The organism is Salinicola sp. CR57 (assembly GCF_003206585.1).
Lineage (GTDB): Bacteria > Pseudomonadota > Gammaproteobacteria > Pseudomonadales > Halomonadaceae > Salinicola > Salinicola lusitanus.
Genome location: NZ_PZJL01000004.1, coordinates 21,586 through 36,863 on the forward strand (window position 1 = coordinate 21,586; position 15,278 = coordinate 36,863).

Below are 15,278 nucleotides of genomic sequence, written 5' to 3' on the forward strand. Positions count from 1 at the left end.
AACGACGCTTCATGTCACTCAGCACTGCGCCCGCCAGACCCAAGCTCTCGGTCAAGATTCTCGATGAGCGGGTACACGACTACCCGCTGCCCCACTACGCCACCACAGGCAGCGCCGGCATGGACCTGCGCGCGTTGCTCGACGACGCGTTGACGCTGGCGCCCGGCGACACGGCCCTGGTCCGCACCGGCCTGGCCATCCACATCGGTGACCCGGGCCTGGCCGGCGTCGTCCTGCCGCGTTCCGGCCTCGGCCACAAGCACGGTATCGTGCTCGGCAATCTGGTCGGGCTGATCGATTCGGACTACCAGGGCGAGTTGATGATCTCGGTCTGGAACCGCGGTCAGGAGACGTTCGTGCTCGAGCCCGGCGAGCGGCTGGCGCAGTACGTGCTGGTGCCGGTGGTCCAGGCCGAGCTCGACATCGTCGAGGATTTCGTCGCCACCGAGCGCGCCGGCGGCGGGTTCGGTCACTCCGGCCGGCAGTGAATCGTCTTCCGCCTCCCATAGCCGTTCTCTGCAAGGACATGTCACGTGGCGCTAAGCGCAACCATCTATAAAGCGAAACTCAACGTCAGCGATCTGGATCGCCACTACTATGGCGATCATGCGCTGACCGTGGCCTGCCACCCGTCCGAGACGGCGACGCGACTGATGGTGCGCCTGCTGGCATTCATCGACAATGCGCACGCCATCGGCGCTGACAACGATCTCGCCATGACGCGCGGCCTGAGTACCGACGACGAGCCGGATCTCTGGCTCAAGGCACCGGATGGGCGAATCCTATTGTGGATAGAGCTGGGCGAGCCGTCGCTGAAGCGCATCAAGCAGGGCCTTTCCCGGGCGGAACGGGTAGTGGTATATCCCTACGCCCCGCGCAGTGCGGCACAGTGGTGGAAGAAGCTCGAAAGCGATGTTCTGGCCCTGCCCCGGGTGACGGTCTGGAGCCCGCCGCCGGAACCGCTGGCGGCGCTGACCGCGCTCGTCGACCGCAACCTGAGCCTCGACGCCACCCGGATGGAAGGCGAATGGCTGATGACAGACGGCCAGGTTTCGGTGGCGCTGGAGTTCGAGCGCTGGGCATGAATCTCGCGTCGAAGCCGTTCGCGAAACAAAGGAAGATTGAAACATGACGACGAATGAGCAGCCCGGCGCCGACGTGCCGGCCTCGATCTTCAGGGCCTACGACATTCGCGGTATCGTCGACGAGACGTTGACCGAGGAGACCGTGGAATGGATCGGTCGCGCGGTGGGTAGCGAAGCGGCGGCGAGGGGGCAGCAGACGGTGATCGTCGCCCGTGATGGCCGCCACTCCGGCCCTCGCCTCCAGGCGGCGCTGATCCGCGGCCTGCGCGCCGCCGGCAGGGACGTGATCGATATCGGCCGCGTGCCGACCCCGGTCCTCTACTTCGCCACCGCGACGCTGGACGAGAGCCGTAGCGGCGTGATGGTGACCGGCAGCCATAATCCGCCTGACTACAACGGCTTCAAGATCGTGCTCGACGGCGTCGCCATCTCCGGCGAGGCGATCACGGGCCTGCTCGCGCGCATCCGCAGCGGCGAGTTGAGCGAGGGCGAAGGCTCGCTGGAGCAGCGCGATATCGGCGAGAGTTATCTTCAGCGCATTCTGGGTGACGTCTCCCTCGACCCGTCCGGGATCGGACGTCCGCTCAAGGTGGTAGTGGATTGCGGCAACGGCGTCGCCGGCGAACTGGGGCCCAGGCTGATCGAGGCGCTGGGGGCGGAGACCGTTCCCCTGTTTGCCGAGATCGACGGCGACTTTCCCAACCATCACCCCGACCCCGGCAAGCCGGAGAACCTTGTCGACCTGATCGCCAAGGTTCGGGAGACCGGTGCCGATGTGGGGCTGGCTTTCGACGGCGATGGCGATCGCCTGGGCGTGGTCACGCCGGCCGGCGAGATGATCTACCCGGACCGGCTGATGATGGCATTCGCCACCGACCTGCTCGAACGAGATCCTGGCGCGCGTATCGTCTTCGACGTCAAGTGCACCGGCAATCTGGCCCAGATCATCGAGCGGGCCGGGGGCGAGCCCGAGATGTGGCGCACCGGCCACTCGCTGATCAAGGCACGCATGAAGGAGACCGGCGCGCAGCTGGGCGGCGAGATGAGCGGCCATATCTTCTTCGCCGAACGCTGGTACGGCTTCGACGACGGACTCTATGCCGCCGCCCGGCTGCTGGAAATTCTGTCGCGCCAGACGGTGGATGCCGACCGCTACTTCAGCGCGTTTCCCCAGGACGTCAGCACTCCGGAGCTGAATGCCCCGGTGACCGACGAGGAGAAGTTCGCGATCGTCGAGCGACTGGCCGAGAATGGCGACTTCGGTCAGGATGGCATCAAGACGACGCTGGACGGCATTCGCGTCGACTACCCCGATGGCTGGGGGCTCTGCCGGGCCTCCAACACCACGCCGATGCTGGTCCTGCGATTCGAAGGCAAGGACCAAGCGGCACTGGCGCGTATCCAGCAGCGGTTCGGCGCCGCGGTGCTCGCGGTGGCGCCGCACGTCGAACTGCCGTTCTGAGATCGCAGCGCACGAGACATACGCAACAACAGGGAACGCGCCGCCGGTGCCGGCAGGCTTACGGTGCACAGACAGTGGAGAGATAACGCCTCATGAACGAGAGCCCGCGCGACCCGCGCCAGGTGGTCGAGATCCTGTCGGAGGCGCTGCCCTACATCCAGCGCTATTCGGGCAAGACGGTGGTGGTCAAGTATGGCGGCAACGCCATGACCGAGGACAAGCTGATCGACTCCTTCGCCCGCGACATGGTGTTGATGAAGGAGGTCGGCATCAACCCGGTGGTGGTGCACGGCGGCGGCCCGCAGATCGGCCAGTTGCTGGCACGGCTCAACATCGAATCGCGCTTCGTCAACGGCATGCGCGTGACCGATGCCGAAACCATGGACGTGGTCGAGATGGTGCTGGGCGGACTGGTCAACAAGAACATCGTGACCCAGATCAATCAGTGTGGCGGCAAGGCGATCGGCCTGACCGGCAAGGACAACGCCCAGATCCGGGCGCGCCAGCTCAAGGTCGAACAGTACAATCCGGCACTGGCCGAACCCGAGATCATCGATATCGGCCATGTCGGCGAGGTCGAGCACATCTCCACCGACCTGATTGAGATGCTCTCGAAGGCCGACTACATCCCGGTGATCGCGCCGATCGGGGTCGATCGCGAAGGCCATAGCTACAACATCAACGCCGATCTGGTCGCCGGCAAGGTGGCGGAGGCGCTCAAGGCCGAAAAGCTGATGCTGCTGACCAACGTCGCGGGGCTGCAGGATGCCCAGGGCAACGTCATGACCGGCCTCTCGACCGAACAGGTCGACGCCTTGATTGCCGACGGGACGATCTACGGCGGCATGCTGCCGAAGATCCGCTGCGCGCTGGATGCCGTCAAGGGCGGTGTCGACAGTGCTGTCATCGTCGATGGCCGCGTTGTCCATTCGACCCTGCTGGAGATCTTCACCGATGCCGGGGTCGGCACCCAGATCACCGATCATCGGGACTGAACCCGACAAGAGCCTCTTTTCATACATCGCGGGCGTGGAGGGCCCGCCCGGGTGCCAGACAGTCGACGTGCACCCGGGACGCTCCAGGAAGGAGCCTCGACGAGACAACCGATAAGAATCGCCATGACGCAGGCAACCCCCCAACTCTCCCGCCGGGAGCAGATCCTCCAGGCACTGGCACTGATGCTCGAGGAGGACAGTGGCAAGCGTATCACCACCGCCGCCCTGGCCCGCCAGGTCGGCGTCAGCGAGGCGGCGCTGTACCGCCACTTCCCGAGCAAGGCGCGCATGTTCGAGGGACTGATCGAGTTCATCGAAGCCAGCCTGTTCGAGCGTATCCGGCGCATCCTCGACGACGAGCCGTCGGCCCTCGCCCGCTGCGAGACGATCGTCCAGCTCGTGCTCGCCTTCGCCGAGAAGAACCCGGGCCTCAGCCGGCTGATGGACGGCGATGTCCTGACGGGCGAGACCGCCCGGCTGCGCACCCGCATGTCGCAACTGTTCGAGCGGCTCGAAACCCAGTTGAAGCAGATCCTGCGCGAGGCGGAACTGCGCGAGGGGCTGCGCCCGCAACTGCCGGTCTCCGCCGCCGCCAACCTGCTCTCGGCATTCGTCGAGGGTCGGATCAGCCAGTACGTACGCAGCGATTTCCGCCACCGCCCCACCGTCCATTGGGAGGACCAGTGGCGTCTTCTGGGCGGCGGGCTGCTGACGACGACCCACCAGACGACGTCCGTCTAGGGCGAGTCCGGGGTGCCCAAACGCAAAAAGCCCGGNNCCGGGCTTTTTGCGTCTCTGCCTGAAGCGATGTACCACTCAGGCCTGTCTAGGGCTCGCCGCCCTTACTCATCAACCGCGAGGATGGTTTACGCCGCGATGGTGTCGCCGAGCTGCAGCTTGATCTTCTTCATCGCATTCTTCTCGAGCTGACGGATGCGCTCGGCGGAAACGCCGTAGACATCGGCCAGGTCGTGCAGCGTGGACTTGTGCTCCGAGAGCCAGCGCCGCTGCAGGATGTCGCGAGAGCGATCATCCAACTCGCTCAGCGCTTCCCGCAGGCGACGCGTGTAGTCGGCTTCCCAATCGTCCGCCTCGAGCTGAGCCGCCGGGTCGAAGCTGTGATCCTCGAGATACTGGGCCGGCGCCTGGTAGCTCTGCTCGTCGTCGTCGCCCGGCGAGGCGTCGAAGCCGGCGTCATAGGAAGCCAGCCGACCCTCCATCTCGCGCACCACCTTGGGCTTGACGTCGAGATCCTTGGCGATGGCATCGACTTCGTCGTTGTTCAACCAGGCCAGGCGCTTCTTGGCGCTGCGCAGGTTGAAGAACAGCTTGCGCTGGGCCTTGGTGGTGGCGATCTTGACGATACGCCAGTTGCGCAGCACGTACTCGTGGATCTCCGCCTTGATCCAGTGCACGGCGAACGACACCAGACGAACGCCCTGATACGGATCGAACCGCTTGACCGCCTTCATCAGGCCGACGTTGCCTTCCTGGATCAGGTCCGCCTGGGGCAGACCGTAGCCTGAGTAGCTGCGGGCGATGTGAACGACGAAGCGGAGATGAGACATGATCAGACGGCGGGCCGACTCGAGATCGTCCTCCTCGTGCAGCCGCACGGCAAGGTCGTGCTCCTCGTCCGCCGTCAGTACGGGAATGCCATTGACGGCCTGAATGTAGCCGTTGAGATCGTGCCCCGGGGAGAGATTCCCGATGGATTGAAGACTGGTGCTCATGTGCGTTGTCTCCATGGTTGACGACGTGTCAATGGGGAGAGCCAGTCGGCTCGATCCACCGGGAAACACGCCGCAACAGGTTGTTCTGCCTGTTTGCGAGGATACCTGATGAGACCCTCAATCTAGACAAAAGTTCAAGATGTTCGCCAGCCTCGATGACTCGAAAACCCAGCGTCGCCTGGTGGTGGCCCAGCATCCTGGGTGACCTTCTTACCGTATTTCGCCCACCTTGACCAGTTTCCGGGCCTCTGCTTCTAACCTAGCGCGGCTTGATGTCCGCCAGATGACGCCCGACGGCCAGCCACGCGCCCAGCCAGCCCAATAGTGTACTAAAAAGCAGCAGAAAAGCCGAATGAGTGGTGCCCAGGGAGGGTAGTGCGAACTGAGCACCGTAGCTCTCCGCCAGCGCCGCGACGGGTGACGCCAGCCAGTTGCCCCCGACGACCAGCATGACCAACGCCAGGACCCCGCCACCCAGGCCGTACCAGGCGCCGCTATAGAGGAACGGGCGTCGCACGAACGCGTGGGTGGCGCCGATCAGGGTCACTACCTCGATCTCCTGACGCCGACTCTCCACCGCCAGCCTGACCGTGTTGCCGACCACCAGCAGGACACCCAGGCCGAACAGCAGCGCCAGTGCCAGCGCGACACGTTGGCCGACCGCCGCCAGTTGCTGAAGCCGATCCAGCCACGCCAGGTCGAGGCGAATCTCGTCGACGCCATCGAGCGTCTGCAGACGCTGGCTCAGCGACTGCACGGCGGCGGGATCGGTATCGTCGGGAGTCACCACGACGCTCGCCGGCAGCGGATTGGTGTCGAGCTGGGAGAGCGCATCCTCGACCCCCAGCGTCTGCTGGAACTCCGCCAGCCCCTCGGCCGCCGTCACCAGACGAGTCCCCGCAACGCCGCTCTGCTCGCCGACTTCGGCCGCCAGGCTCATGGCCCGGGATTCATCGACGTCGGCGTCGAAATAGACCGTCAACGTGGCACTCTCGTCCAGCTCGGCATCGACCAGGCGCGCACTGTCCAGGGCCAGCCATAAACCCGCGGGGAGGATCAACGCAATGGCGATCGCGAGCATGGTCAGCAACGTCGATATCGGGCGCCTGACCAGACGCAGGGCACTGTCGCTCATCATGGCCCGGTGATGCCGCAGCCAGGCCCGGCCGCCGCCGGACGATCGACGCGTGGGCTTCTGGGCACCGCGCCGGGAGGGGCTGGTGGATTGGCGCTCGCTCATGCCGCCTCCCCATCGCCGACGAGACGGCCATCCCGCAACTTCAGCACCCGGTGGCGCAACCGGGCGATGAGGGCGAGATCGTGGCTCGCCACCAGGACCGTCGTGCCGATGCGATTGAAATCCTCGAAAAGCCGCATGATGTCGGCGGAGAGCTGGGGATCGAGATTACCGGTCGGCTCGTCGGCCAGCAGCAACGCCGGCTTGTTGACCACCGCGCGCGCAATGCCCACGCGCTGCTGCTCGCCGGTAGAGAGCTCGATCGGCAGCGCTCGCTCGCGATGCAGCAGCCCGACCTTGTCCAGCGCGGCCCGCACGCGCCTGCCGGCATCGATGGGCTCGACGCCCTGAATGGTCAATGGCAGCGCGACATTGGCGAAGATATCGCGATCGAACAGCAGTTGATGATCCTGGAAGACGACGCCGATCTGGCGCCGGTAGTAGGGAACCTGGCTGATATGCAACCGATCCAGATCGTGGCCGGCGACCAGCACCCGGCCACGCGAAGGGCGCTCGAGGCGCATGATCAGCCGCAGCAGCGAACTCTTGCCGGCACCGGAGTGGCCGGTGAGGAAGAGCATCTCGCCGCGCTCGACCCGGAAATTGATATCGGCCAACGCCTCGAAACGACCACCGTAGCGCTTGCCGACGTGCTCGAACGCGATCATGAGTCGGCGTCACCGTCCCGTCCGAACAGCGCCTTGACGAACGTCTGGGCGTCGAACGGGCGCAGATCCTCCAGCGACTCGCCGACGCCGATGAAACGAATCGGCGTTCCCATCTTCTTGGCCAGGGCAAAGATGATGCCGCCCTTGGCGGTGCCGTCGAGCTTGGTCAGGGTGATGCCGGTCACCGGAATCGCCTCATCGAACGTCGTCGCCTGGGAGATCGCGTTCTGTCCCGTTCCCGCGTCGAGCACCAGCATCACTTCATGGGGGGCGCTGGCGTCGAGCTTGGCCATGACCCGCTGCACCTTCTTGAGCTCTTCCATCAGATGGCTCTTGTTGTGCAGGCGACCGGCGGTATCGGCAATCAGTACATCGACCTTGCGCGCGCGCGCAGCGGCGACCGCATCGTAGATGACCGAGGCACTGTCGGCGCCGGTATGCTGGGCGATCACCGGTACCCGGTTGCGCTCGCCCCAGACCTTGAGCTGCTCCACCGCCGCGGCCCGGAAGGTATCACCAGCGGCCAGCATCACGCTGCGCCCCTCATTCTGGAAACGCTGGGTCAGCTTGCCGATGGTCGTGGTCTTGCCGACGCCGTTGACGCCAACCATCAGGATCACGAACGGACCTTCGCCTTTGGCCGGCAGTTGCAGCGGCTGCGAAACCGGTTCGAGCAACGCCGCCAGCTCCTCCTGAAGCGCGCGATACAAGGCGTCGGCGTCGGCCAGCTCCTTGCGCGATACCCGACCGGTCAAACGCTCGATGATCTCGCTGGTGGCCTCGATGCCCACGTCCGCCAGCAGCAGTTGGGTCTCGAGGTCCTCCATCAGCTCATCGTCGATCTGCTTCTTGCCCAGCAGCAGGTCGGCAATGCCGTCGGTCAGGTTGGCACGCGTACGCCCGAGGCCGGCACGCACACGCGAGAGCCAGCCGCCCTTGGGCTTCTCCTTCGGTGCCGGCGGACTCGTCTCTGCCGCGGTCTCCATGGAGGGCGCTGGGGTCACGTCGGTTGCCAGATCGGCCTCGCGGGTACCATCCGCGGGGTACTCCTGCAGGGCCGATTGCGGCGACTCAGGGTCCAGCGGCTGAGCCAGCGACTCCTCGGCGGCCGTTGTCTCGACCGGCGAGGGTTGATAGTCCACCGGCACCGGTCGATCGGGAGATTCGGTCTCGACGGCCGACGCCGTCGCAGGGACTGCGGTTGCCACTGTCGACGAGGCCGCTGACTCCTGCGAGGGGGAGGCCTCGGCGTTCCCGGAATCGGTCTCCCCGGCGGCGGACGGGCCCTCTCGTCCGGCCGGTGCCTGCGGTTCACCGGCACCGGTGGAACGTTCGCCTTCGACGTCTCCTTCCCGGTCTTCGACCACGCCAGCTTCCGGGTTCTCTTGTTCTGACGCCGCCTCGGCCCGTTCCGACTCGCGCCGGCGCGCCTCTTCTTCCTGCTGCTTTTTACGACTCTTGAATAGTCCGAACATGGATGGCTTCACTGCTGAAAAGCCGTGCTCGCGCCACTTACCAGTGTCGATCGTCACGGCTTCGGAGAATATCGTTATCGAGGGCTCATCCTATCACCGCGAGTGTTGCGGGGGTACAATTGCGCGCCATGAATCGACGCCGCCCACGCCGGGTTTCCGACAGCGCTCGCTCGCGCCAGCCCTCTCAAGCCACCTCTCGCGGTGGCCGTGGCCAGTTGCGCCTGATAGGCGGCGAGTTTCGTCGCCGCAAGCTGCCGATACCGGACAGCCCCGGCCTGCGCCCGACACCGGACCGGGTGCGCGAAACCTTGTTCAACTGGTTGGCTTTCGATATTGCCGGACGGCAGGTACTGGATCTCTACGCGGGCACCGGTGCACTCGGCCTGGAAGCGTTGTCGCGAGGGGCGGCCCGGGCCACGTTCGTCGAATCCATCGCCCCGGTGGCCAAGGTGTTGGAAGCGAATGTCGCTACGCTGGGCGCCGCCGGAGACGTCGTCGGCATCCCCGTCGAACGGTTCCTGGCGACGACGCCCAGCAGGTTCGACCTCGTCTTCCTCGATCCCCCTTTCCGCCAGGGGCTGGCCGCACAAACCTGCCTCAACCTCGAGATGGGCGGTTGGCTGGCGTCCGATGCGGTCATCTATGTCGAGACGGAACACGAGCTCGTCTGGTCCCCGCCGGCATCTTGGCAACTTCATCGCGAAATCGTGGCGGGAGACAGTCATGGGCGGCTTTTCAGACGTCAACCCGACGCCGGCTGACGTCGCCACTTCGAGACGCTTGTCGTCGGCCTCGGCGCCACGTAGGCTGCGGCCATCGAACCAGCGGCCATACCTCGGGAACGAGTCACGAACTTTCAAGGAGAGTAGAGATGAACGGTGAAATCTTCGCCAAACTGGAACAGAAGATTCAGGATGCCGTCGACAGCATCGAGATGCTGAAGATGGAGAATGAAGAGCTCAAGGCGGAGAACGCGCGCTTTCAGCAGGAGCGTGAGGAGTGGGAACAGCGCCTCGGAGGGCTGCTGGACAAGCTGCAGTCGCTCGACAGCGCCCCCACCAGCGACAACGGCTGAGACGGCGGCACGGGGCGACCTGCTCGGGCCGTCCCGTGCGGCAGCCAGCCCGCCGCGGCCTCGCTTTCCACCCCTCCGGGTCCCTGCCAAATCACCCTCGCGTTCGGCCGGGCGTCCTCGATCGATCGCATTAGATCAGGTCCCGGGACATCAGCAGCGCATCTTCTCCACGTCCATCGTCACGACGGTAGTAACCGCGACGCTGGCCGTCGATCCTGAAGCCGGCACGCTCGTACAGTCGCCGCGCCGCCAGGTTCGATTCCCGCAGCTCCAGCAGCAGGCGCTCGGCCCCCTGGGCACGGGCGCATCGCATGACCCACCCCAGCATCTTCCATGCCAGACCTTGGCGTCGCGCATCGGGCAGCACGCAGATCGACTGTAGCTCGGCGTCAAAAGGCAGATAGGCCAGGATGGCGACGGCCCACAGTGTGCTGTCTTCGGCCGATCGAATGCCCCAGACCGCGTAGCCGTCGTCCCTCAACGCCGCCTCCAGCAGCGCTTCCGACCAGGCGTCATCGTTGGCTCGGCGCTCGAACGCCATCAACACCGGCAAGTCGTCGGCGTCGAGCCGAACCGGAATGGCCCCGCTAGTGAAGGCCTCGGGGTGAAAAGCGTCGATGGACATGGGCATGACTCGAGGAGGATCGTTCAAGCGCTCCGGCACCGGCAGGCGGGAGCTGCTATTCGGGAGAGTCCAAGCCCTGGCGCCAGGCGCTTCCCGCCACCTGCAGCAGGGACCAGCACTCGCGCTTGGCATTGGCCGAGCTCAGCATGTCGTCGGGGTGCGGCAGGCGGTGGCAGGCCCAATCGCCCTCGTCCCCCGAATCGCTCAGCAGCGACGACCAGACCTCATCGCCGACGGCGATGGCACCGTCGATTTTCATACCGTGGCGACGCGCCTGCCCAGCGCAGAAGACCCGGATACCTTCACGCGCCTCATCGGCGGGATCGGTGGCCTGCAGGTCCATCAACGGCCAGGTCAGACGCGACAGCGGCGCCCCACCGGCGGGCATGCCGGCGCTCTGCAGCATCTGTCCCAGCAGCGCCTGGCCCGCGGCGGAGATCGGCCGCTCGCCGGGAAGCAGCAGCCACCAGCGCTCACCGATGACCGAAAGCGACAGGGTGAACCGGAGCGGCTCGGCGGCGGGCGCAGCATCCTTGGCAACGCCCACGGGAGCTTGCCCGTCCCCGGAGACCGTTGGCGCCGAGGAAACCGCCGCGTCGGGATCGGCAGTGCGGTCGGGAGAAGACGGCGGCGATTCGACCCGGGGCACGTCTTCCCCGAGCAGTGCCCTGGCGCGCGACAGCGGTGCCGCGGTCTGTTGCGTCGGCGACGCATCGGCGGCGGGCCGATCGCGCTCGACCGGTCGTGCCGGCGTTTCCAGCAACGCCTGCAGCCGCTGCCCCGGCGCCGGTTTTTCCGGTTCAGCCGCGGCTTCCCATTCGACCTGCTCGGTCGGTTTGGCGTTGACGAAGCGATACCGCGAGGCCCAGGTGGAGATCCCCATGGCCTCGAGGTACTGCAGCCGCTGCGGATCGCCGATCACTGGCCGCCCCCGCCGCGACAGTGGGGCGAATCCGGGCGTACGCCGCCACGGGTCGACCACTGTTGCGGCGTGTAGAGATGCAGTGCCAGCGCATGGACGGGGCCGGCGAGTTCATCAGCGAGCAGGCTGTAGATCAATTGGTGGCGCTTGACCGGCATCAGCCCGGCGAATCGCTCCGAGACCAGCGTCACCTTGAAGTGGGTTTCGGAATCCGGTGGCACATGATGCATATGGCTCTCGTTCTCGACCGTCATCTCGACCGGCTCGAGCGTCGCGAGTTTCTCTTCGATACGTGCCTGAACACTCATGACAGTTCCTCCTGAACCAACCGGACCATTGTAACGCCTTGCTCGGGGATTGGGTGAGCCTCGAACAGGGCTCAGCGCCGAAGTCCCTTGGCGGCCATCGGCGTGCGATAGAGACTCAATGCCAGTGCGATCGCCACCGATGCACATCCCACCCAGAGCGACAGCGTGAGCGAACCGAACGAGAGACCGAGGATCAGCCCGACCAAGGCCGTACCCAGCGACTGCCCGAAGGTGCGCACCGATGCCAGCACGCCGGAGGCGTTGGCACTGAGATCGACCGACACGCTACCGATCATCTCGCGATTGTTGGGCGCCTGGAACAGGCCATAACCCACCCCGCAGAGCGCGGTGCGCCAGATTACGTCCAAGTAGCTCGAGTCGGCGCCAAGGCCGGTCAACGCCAGCATGCCGAGCAGGAACAAGCCCAGGCCGGTCGAGCTGATCAGCGCCGGGTTGCCCTTGTCCGCCAGGCGCCCTGCCAGCGGCCCGATGACCATGATCACCAGCGGCCAGGGCGTGAACAGCACTGCCGACATGATCGGCGAGACGCCCATGACGGTCTGGTAGAGAAATGGCAGCCCCACGAACGCCACGCCCTGGGCCAGGAATGCGAACATCGACACAATCGCCGCGAACGAGAAGCGCGGCTCGACGAACAGTGCCAGGGGCACCAGCGGCCTGGCGACATGGCGCTGGCGATAGATGAATCCCACCAGGCAGATCACGCTGAGTGTCAGCGTGGCCAGGGCCAGCACGCCGCCCTCCCCGTGGCCGAACTGATCCAGCGCGAAGACGCTGCCACTGAGCATGATGATCGACATCAGCGCGCCCCAGATATCGATCCGCCCCGGAATCGCCTTCTCCCGCGGCAAGGCGCGAACCCCCAGCGTCAGCGCCAGCAGACCGATCGGCACGTTGATCGCGAACAGCCACGGCCAGCTCGCCAGGTGCAGGATCAGCCCCCCCAGCGACGGCCCTGCAGCAATGCCGAACGCCACCGTCAGCGCGCTCAGTCCGATCGCCGAGCCCAGCAGACGGGTAGGAAAAATGATGCGGTAGAGCGATGGTCCGATGCTCAGCATCGCAGCGGCGCCGATCGCCTGCAGCCCCCGCATCACCAGCAGAAATTCGAACGAGCGGGCCAGCGCACAGCCCAATGATGCCACGGTGAAGACCGCCAGCCCGCCGATATAGAGCCGGTGACGACCGACGCGTCGGCTCACCGCGGCGAAGGTCAGCAGAAGCGCCGCCGTCACCAGTTGATAGACGTTGGCGATCCAGATCGATTCGGCGCCGCTGATCGCCAGCTCCTTGGCCAGCGTGGGAAGGGCAATGTTGACGATACCGTTGTCCAGCACCGCCATCTGGGTGCCAGTGATCATCGCCAGCAGCGCCAGCTTGCGTTCACGCCCGGGAAGCCCGTCGTCCCCCGGCCGCTCCTCGAACAGCCGCTTCAGCATGGGCTGCAGAAGCGCGGAGCATCGCCCTCGAGTAACATCCGCAACCTCACTCCTCGTCGGTCTCCATCAGCAGTTCGTCGTCGACTTCGGAGGTCTCCAGCTCGGCCTCGTCGTCGAGGTCCACCGCCAGATAACTGTGTTCCAGGGTGAGAAAGGTCTCGAACAGCGCCCAGTCCAGGCTCTCCGGCCACTGGCGCTCATCTTCCTCCCACGCTCGCAGCTCGGTCTCGAGGATGTCGTAGTAGCGCTCTCCGACATAGGCCTGCAGGGCTTCCGGCGTATCCATCTCGGGGATGAGATAGACGGTATTCTCGCCAGCGATGTCTTCGAGCGTCAGGTCGTCTTCACCGACCATCGGCTCCAACGAGTTGACCCAGTCGACGAACGCCTGGGTCGGCTTGACGCTCAGCGCGGAACGGTTGAGCAGCTTCATCGGTGTCACCTCTATCTTGGGAGCCGCACGGGGTCGGCAGAATTCGAACCGCAGCCATTATGGGCGCTCGCTGCGCCCCTGACCAATAACTCTTGCCCGGCTGCGCCGCGAGCCGCGAGCCGCGAGCCGCGAGCCGCGACTGCAAGTCTCACCCGAAACGCACGGCTCGTAGCTCGTAGCTCGTAGCTCGTAGCTCGTAGCTCCGTATTATTCCGGGCGCATTGCCGGGAACAGCAGCACGTCGCGGATCGAGGGGCTGTCGGTCAGCAGCATCACCAGCCGGTCGATGCCGATGCCCTCGCCGGCGGTGGGCGGCATGCCGTACTCCAGCGCACGCACGTAGTCAGCGTCGTAGTACATCGCCTCGAGGTCGCCGGCGTCCTTCTCGGCGGCCTGGGCGGCGAAGCGCTCGGCCTGATCCTCGGCGTCGTTGAGCTCGGAGAAGCCGTTGGCGATCTCGCGCCCGCCGACGAAGAACTCGAACCGGTCGGTGACATGGGGATTGGTATCGTTGCGTCGCGCCAGCGGGCTGACCTCGGCCGGATACTCAGTGATGAAGGTGGGCTGATCGAGCTCGGCTTCGGCGACCTCCTCGAAGATCTCGGTCTGCAGCTTGCCCAGTCCCCAGCTCGGTTTGGTCGCGATACCCAGACGCTCGCAGGTCGCCCTGGCGGCCTCGAGGGTATCGATATCCGCTTCGCCCAGCCCGTCCCCATGCTCCAGAATCGACTGACGCAGGGTCAGGCGGCGGAACGGCTGTCCCAGATCGTAGTCGGTGCCCTGGTAGGTGACGGTGGTCGTGCCCAGCACCTGCTCGGCCGCGTCGCGGATCATCGCCTCGGTCAAATCGAGCAGATCACGATAGTCGGCATAGGCCCAGTAGAACTCGAGCATCGTGAATTCGGGGTTGTGCCGCGTCGACAGGCCTTCGTTGCGGAAGTTGCGATTGATCTCGAACACCCGCTCGAAGCCGCCGACGACCAGCCGCTTGAGATAGAGCTCCGGTGCGATGCGCAGATACATGTCGATATCCAGCGCATTGTGGTGCGTGGTGAACGGTCGCGCCGTGGCGCCGCCGGGGATCGGCTGCAGCATCGGCGTCTCGACCTCCATGAAGCCCCGCTCAACCATGAACCGACGGATCGCGGCGATGACGCCGGAGCGCACCTCGAAGACCCGACGCGACTGCGGGTTCATGATCAGGTCGACGTAGCGCTGGCGATAGCGCGCTTCCAGATCGGTCAGGCCGTGAAACTTGTCCGGCAGCGGACGCAGACTCTTGGTCAGCAGCTTCGCCTCGACCAGCATCACGTAGAGATCGCCCTTGCCGGACTTGTGCACCGGGCCGCGGCCGGCAACGATATCGCCGATATCCCAGCTCTGGATGTCTTCCAGCAACTCGGCGGGGAGCCCCTTCTTGTCGACGTAGAACTGGATCTGGCCGGAAGCGTCCTGGATCACCACGAACGGCCCGCGCTTGCGCATGATGCGGCCGGCAACGGCAGCCTGGCGGTCGAGCGCCTCGAGCTCGGGTTTCTCCTTGTCGCCCAGCTCCGCCTGCAGGTCCGCCGCCAGACTGTCGCGTCGGAAATCGTTGGGGAAAGCGCTGCCGCCCTGCTCCGCCGCACGTTCGCGGCGGGCCGCCAGCTTGCCACGGCGCTCCGCGATCAGCCGATTTTCTTCCTGGGCTTCATGGTGTGCATCGGAAGGAGATTGCGGGTTGTCCTGGTTCGCCATGTCGTCGCCTGTCGAAAATTGAAATAAAGCCGCGAGCCGCGAATGCAAGTCTCAGCCAAAACA

General features: G+C 65.5%; 17 protein-coding genes. 7 read left to right on the forward strand and 10 right to left on the reverse strand.

Features of this window, described 5'->3' with window-relative positions:
• The first annotated feature begins 11 nt into the window (after positions 1-11).
• The 5 genes from dut to slmA all read left to right on the forward strand — a co-directional run bounded on the left by dut (position 12) and on the right by slmA (position 4,283).
• A complete protein-coding gene (gene dut, locus DOM56_RS04800) occupies positions 12-488 on the forward strand; it encodes a dUTP diphosphatase (protein WP_110707773.1) in 477 nt (158 codons plus the stop codon).
• Positions 489-533: 45 nt separating this feature from the next.
• Positions 534-1,085: a YaeQ family protein gene (locus DOM56_RS04805; RefSeq protein WP_110707774.1), complete on the forward strand. Its 552-nt coding sequence runs from the start codon at positions 534-536 to the stop codon at positions 1,083-1,085.
• 43 nt (positions 1,086-1,128) lie between these two features.
• A complete protein-coding gene (locus DOM56_RS04810; protein WP_110707775.1) occupies positions 1,129-2,547 on the forward strand; it encodes a phosphomannomutase/phosphoglucomutase in 1,419 nt (472 codons plus the stop codon).
• 92 nt (positions 2,548-2,639) lie between these two features.
• A complete protein-coding gene (gene argB / locus DOM56_RS04815; RefSeq protein WP_110602158.1) occupies positions 2,640-3,542 on the forward strand; it encodes an acetylglutamate kinase in 903 nt (300 codons plus the stop codon).
• A 123-nt stretch (positions 3,543-3,665) separates the two neighbouring features.
• On the forward strand, positions 3,666-4,283 hold the full coding sequence (slmA, locus tag DOM56_RS04820) for a nucleoid occlusion factor SlmA (protein WP_110707776.1): 618 nt from the start codon (positions 3,666-3,668) through the stop codon (positions 4,281-4,283).
• A 125-nt stretch (positions 4,284-4,408) separates the two neighbouring features.
• Here the strand turns inward: slmA and rpoH are convergent, their stop codons facing one another.
• From rpoH to ftsY, 4 genes are all read right to left on the reverse strand, one after another.
• The gene (gene rpoH / locus DOM56_RS04825) at positions 4,409-5,275 is read right to left on the reverse strand and encodes an RNA polymerase sigma factor RpoH (RefSeq protein ID WP_110707777.1); all 867 of its coding nucleotides are present in this window, start codon (positions 5,273-5,275) and stop codon (positions 4,409-4,411) included.
• Between the two features lie 259 nt (positions 5,276-5,534).
• The gene (gene ftsX / locus DOM56_RS04830; RefSeq protein WP_110707778.1) at positions 5,535-6,515 is read right to left on the reverse strand and encodes a permease-like cell division protein FtsX; all 981 of its coding nucleotides are present in this window, start codon (positions 6,513-6,515) and stop codon (positions 5,535-5,537) included.
• Positions 6,512-7,180, reverse strand: coding sequence for a cell division ATP-binding protein FtsE (ftsE, locus tag DOM56_RS04835; protein WP_110602150.1), 669 nt, complete (start codon positions 7,178-7,180; stop codon positions 6,512-6,514). The genes ftsX and ftsE overlap by 4 nt, the downstream gene beginning before the upstream one ends.
• A complete protein-coding gene (gene ftsY / locus DOM56_RS04840) occupies positions 7,177-8,655 on the reverse strand; it encodes a signal recognition particle-docking protein FtsY (RefSeq protein ID WP_110707779.1) in 1,479 nt (492 codons plus the stop codon). Before ftsY ends, ftsE begins: the two co-directional genes overlap by 4 nt.
• Before the next feature lie 128 nt (positions 8,656-8,783).
• Between ftsY and rsmD the strand changes: the two genes are divergently transcribed.
• Together rsmD and DOM56_RS04850 are read left to right on the forward strand one after the other, a co-directional pair.
• Positions 8,784-9,416, forward strand: a complete 633-nt coding sequence (gene rsmD / locus DOM56_RS04845) for a 16S rRNA (guanine(966)-N(2))-methyltransferase RsmD (protein ID WP_110707780.1) — start codon at positions 8,784-8,786, stop codon at positions 9,414-9,416.
• A gap of 110 nt (positions 9,417-9,526) precedes the next feature.
• Entirely contained in the window at positions 9,527-9,730 is a 204-nt protein-coding gene (locus DOM56_RS04850; protein ID WP_110707781.1) for a cell division protein ZapB, read from the forward strand.
• A gap of 130 nt (positions 9,731-9,860) precedes the next feature.
• On the opposite strand, the gene DOM56_RS04855 is transcribed toward DOM56_RS04850, so the two are convergent.
• The 6 genes from DOM56_RS04855 to lysS all read right to left on the reverse strand — a co-directional run bounded on the left by DOM56_RS04855 (position 9,861) and on the right by lysS (position 15,215).
• Entirely contained in the window at positions 9,861-10,355 is a 495-nt protein-coding gene (locus DOM56_RS04855; protein ID WP_198655684.1) for a GNAT family N-acetyltransferase, read from the reverse strand.
• Between the two features lie 55 nt (positions 10,356-10,410).
• Positions 10,411-11,277 (reverse strand): hypothetical protein, encoded by an 867-nt coding sequence (locus DOM56_RS04860; RefSeq protein WP_110707783.1) that lies wholly within the window; start codon positions 11,275-11,277, stop codon positions 10,411-10,413.
• The gene (locus tag DOM56_RS04865; protein ID WP_110602138.1) at positions 11,274-11,585 is read right to left on the reverse strand and encodes a BolA/IbaG family iron-sulfur metabolism protein; all 312 of its coding nucleotides are present in this window, start codon (positions 11,583-11,585) and stop codon (positions 11,274-11,276) included. Before DOM56_RS04865 ends, DOM56_RS04860 begins: the two co-directional genes overlap by 4 nt.
• Positions 11,586-11,656: 71 nt before the next feature.
• Positions 11,657-13,045 (reverse strand): MFS transporter, encoded by a 1,389-nt coding sequence (locus tag DOM56_RS04870; protein ID WP_110707784.1) that lies wholly within the window; start codon positions 13,043-13,045, stop codon positions 11,657-11,659.
• Between the two features lie 46 nt (positions 13,046-13,091).
• Positions 13,092-13,478: a hypothetical protein gene (locus tag DOM56_RS04875; protein WP_110707785.1), complete on the reverse strand. Its 387-nt coding sequence runs from the start codon at positions 13,476-13,478 to the stop codon at positions 13,092-13,094.
• Positions 13,479-13,685: 207 nt separating this feature from the next.
• Entirely contained in the window at positions 13,686-15,215 is a 1,530-nt protein-coding gene (gene lysS / locus DOM56_RS04880; protein WP_110707786.1) for a lysine--tRNA ligase, read from the reverse strand.
• Positions 15,216-15,278 lie beyond the last annotated feature (63 nt).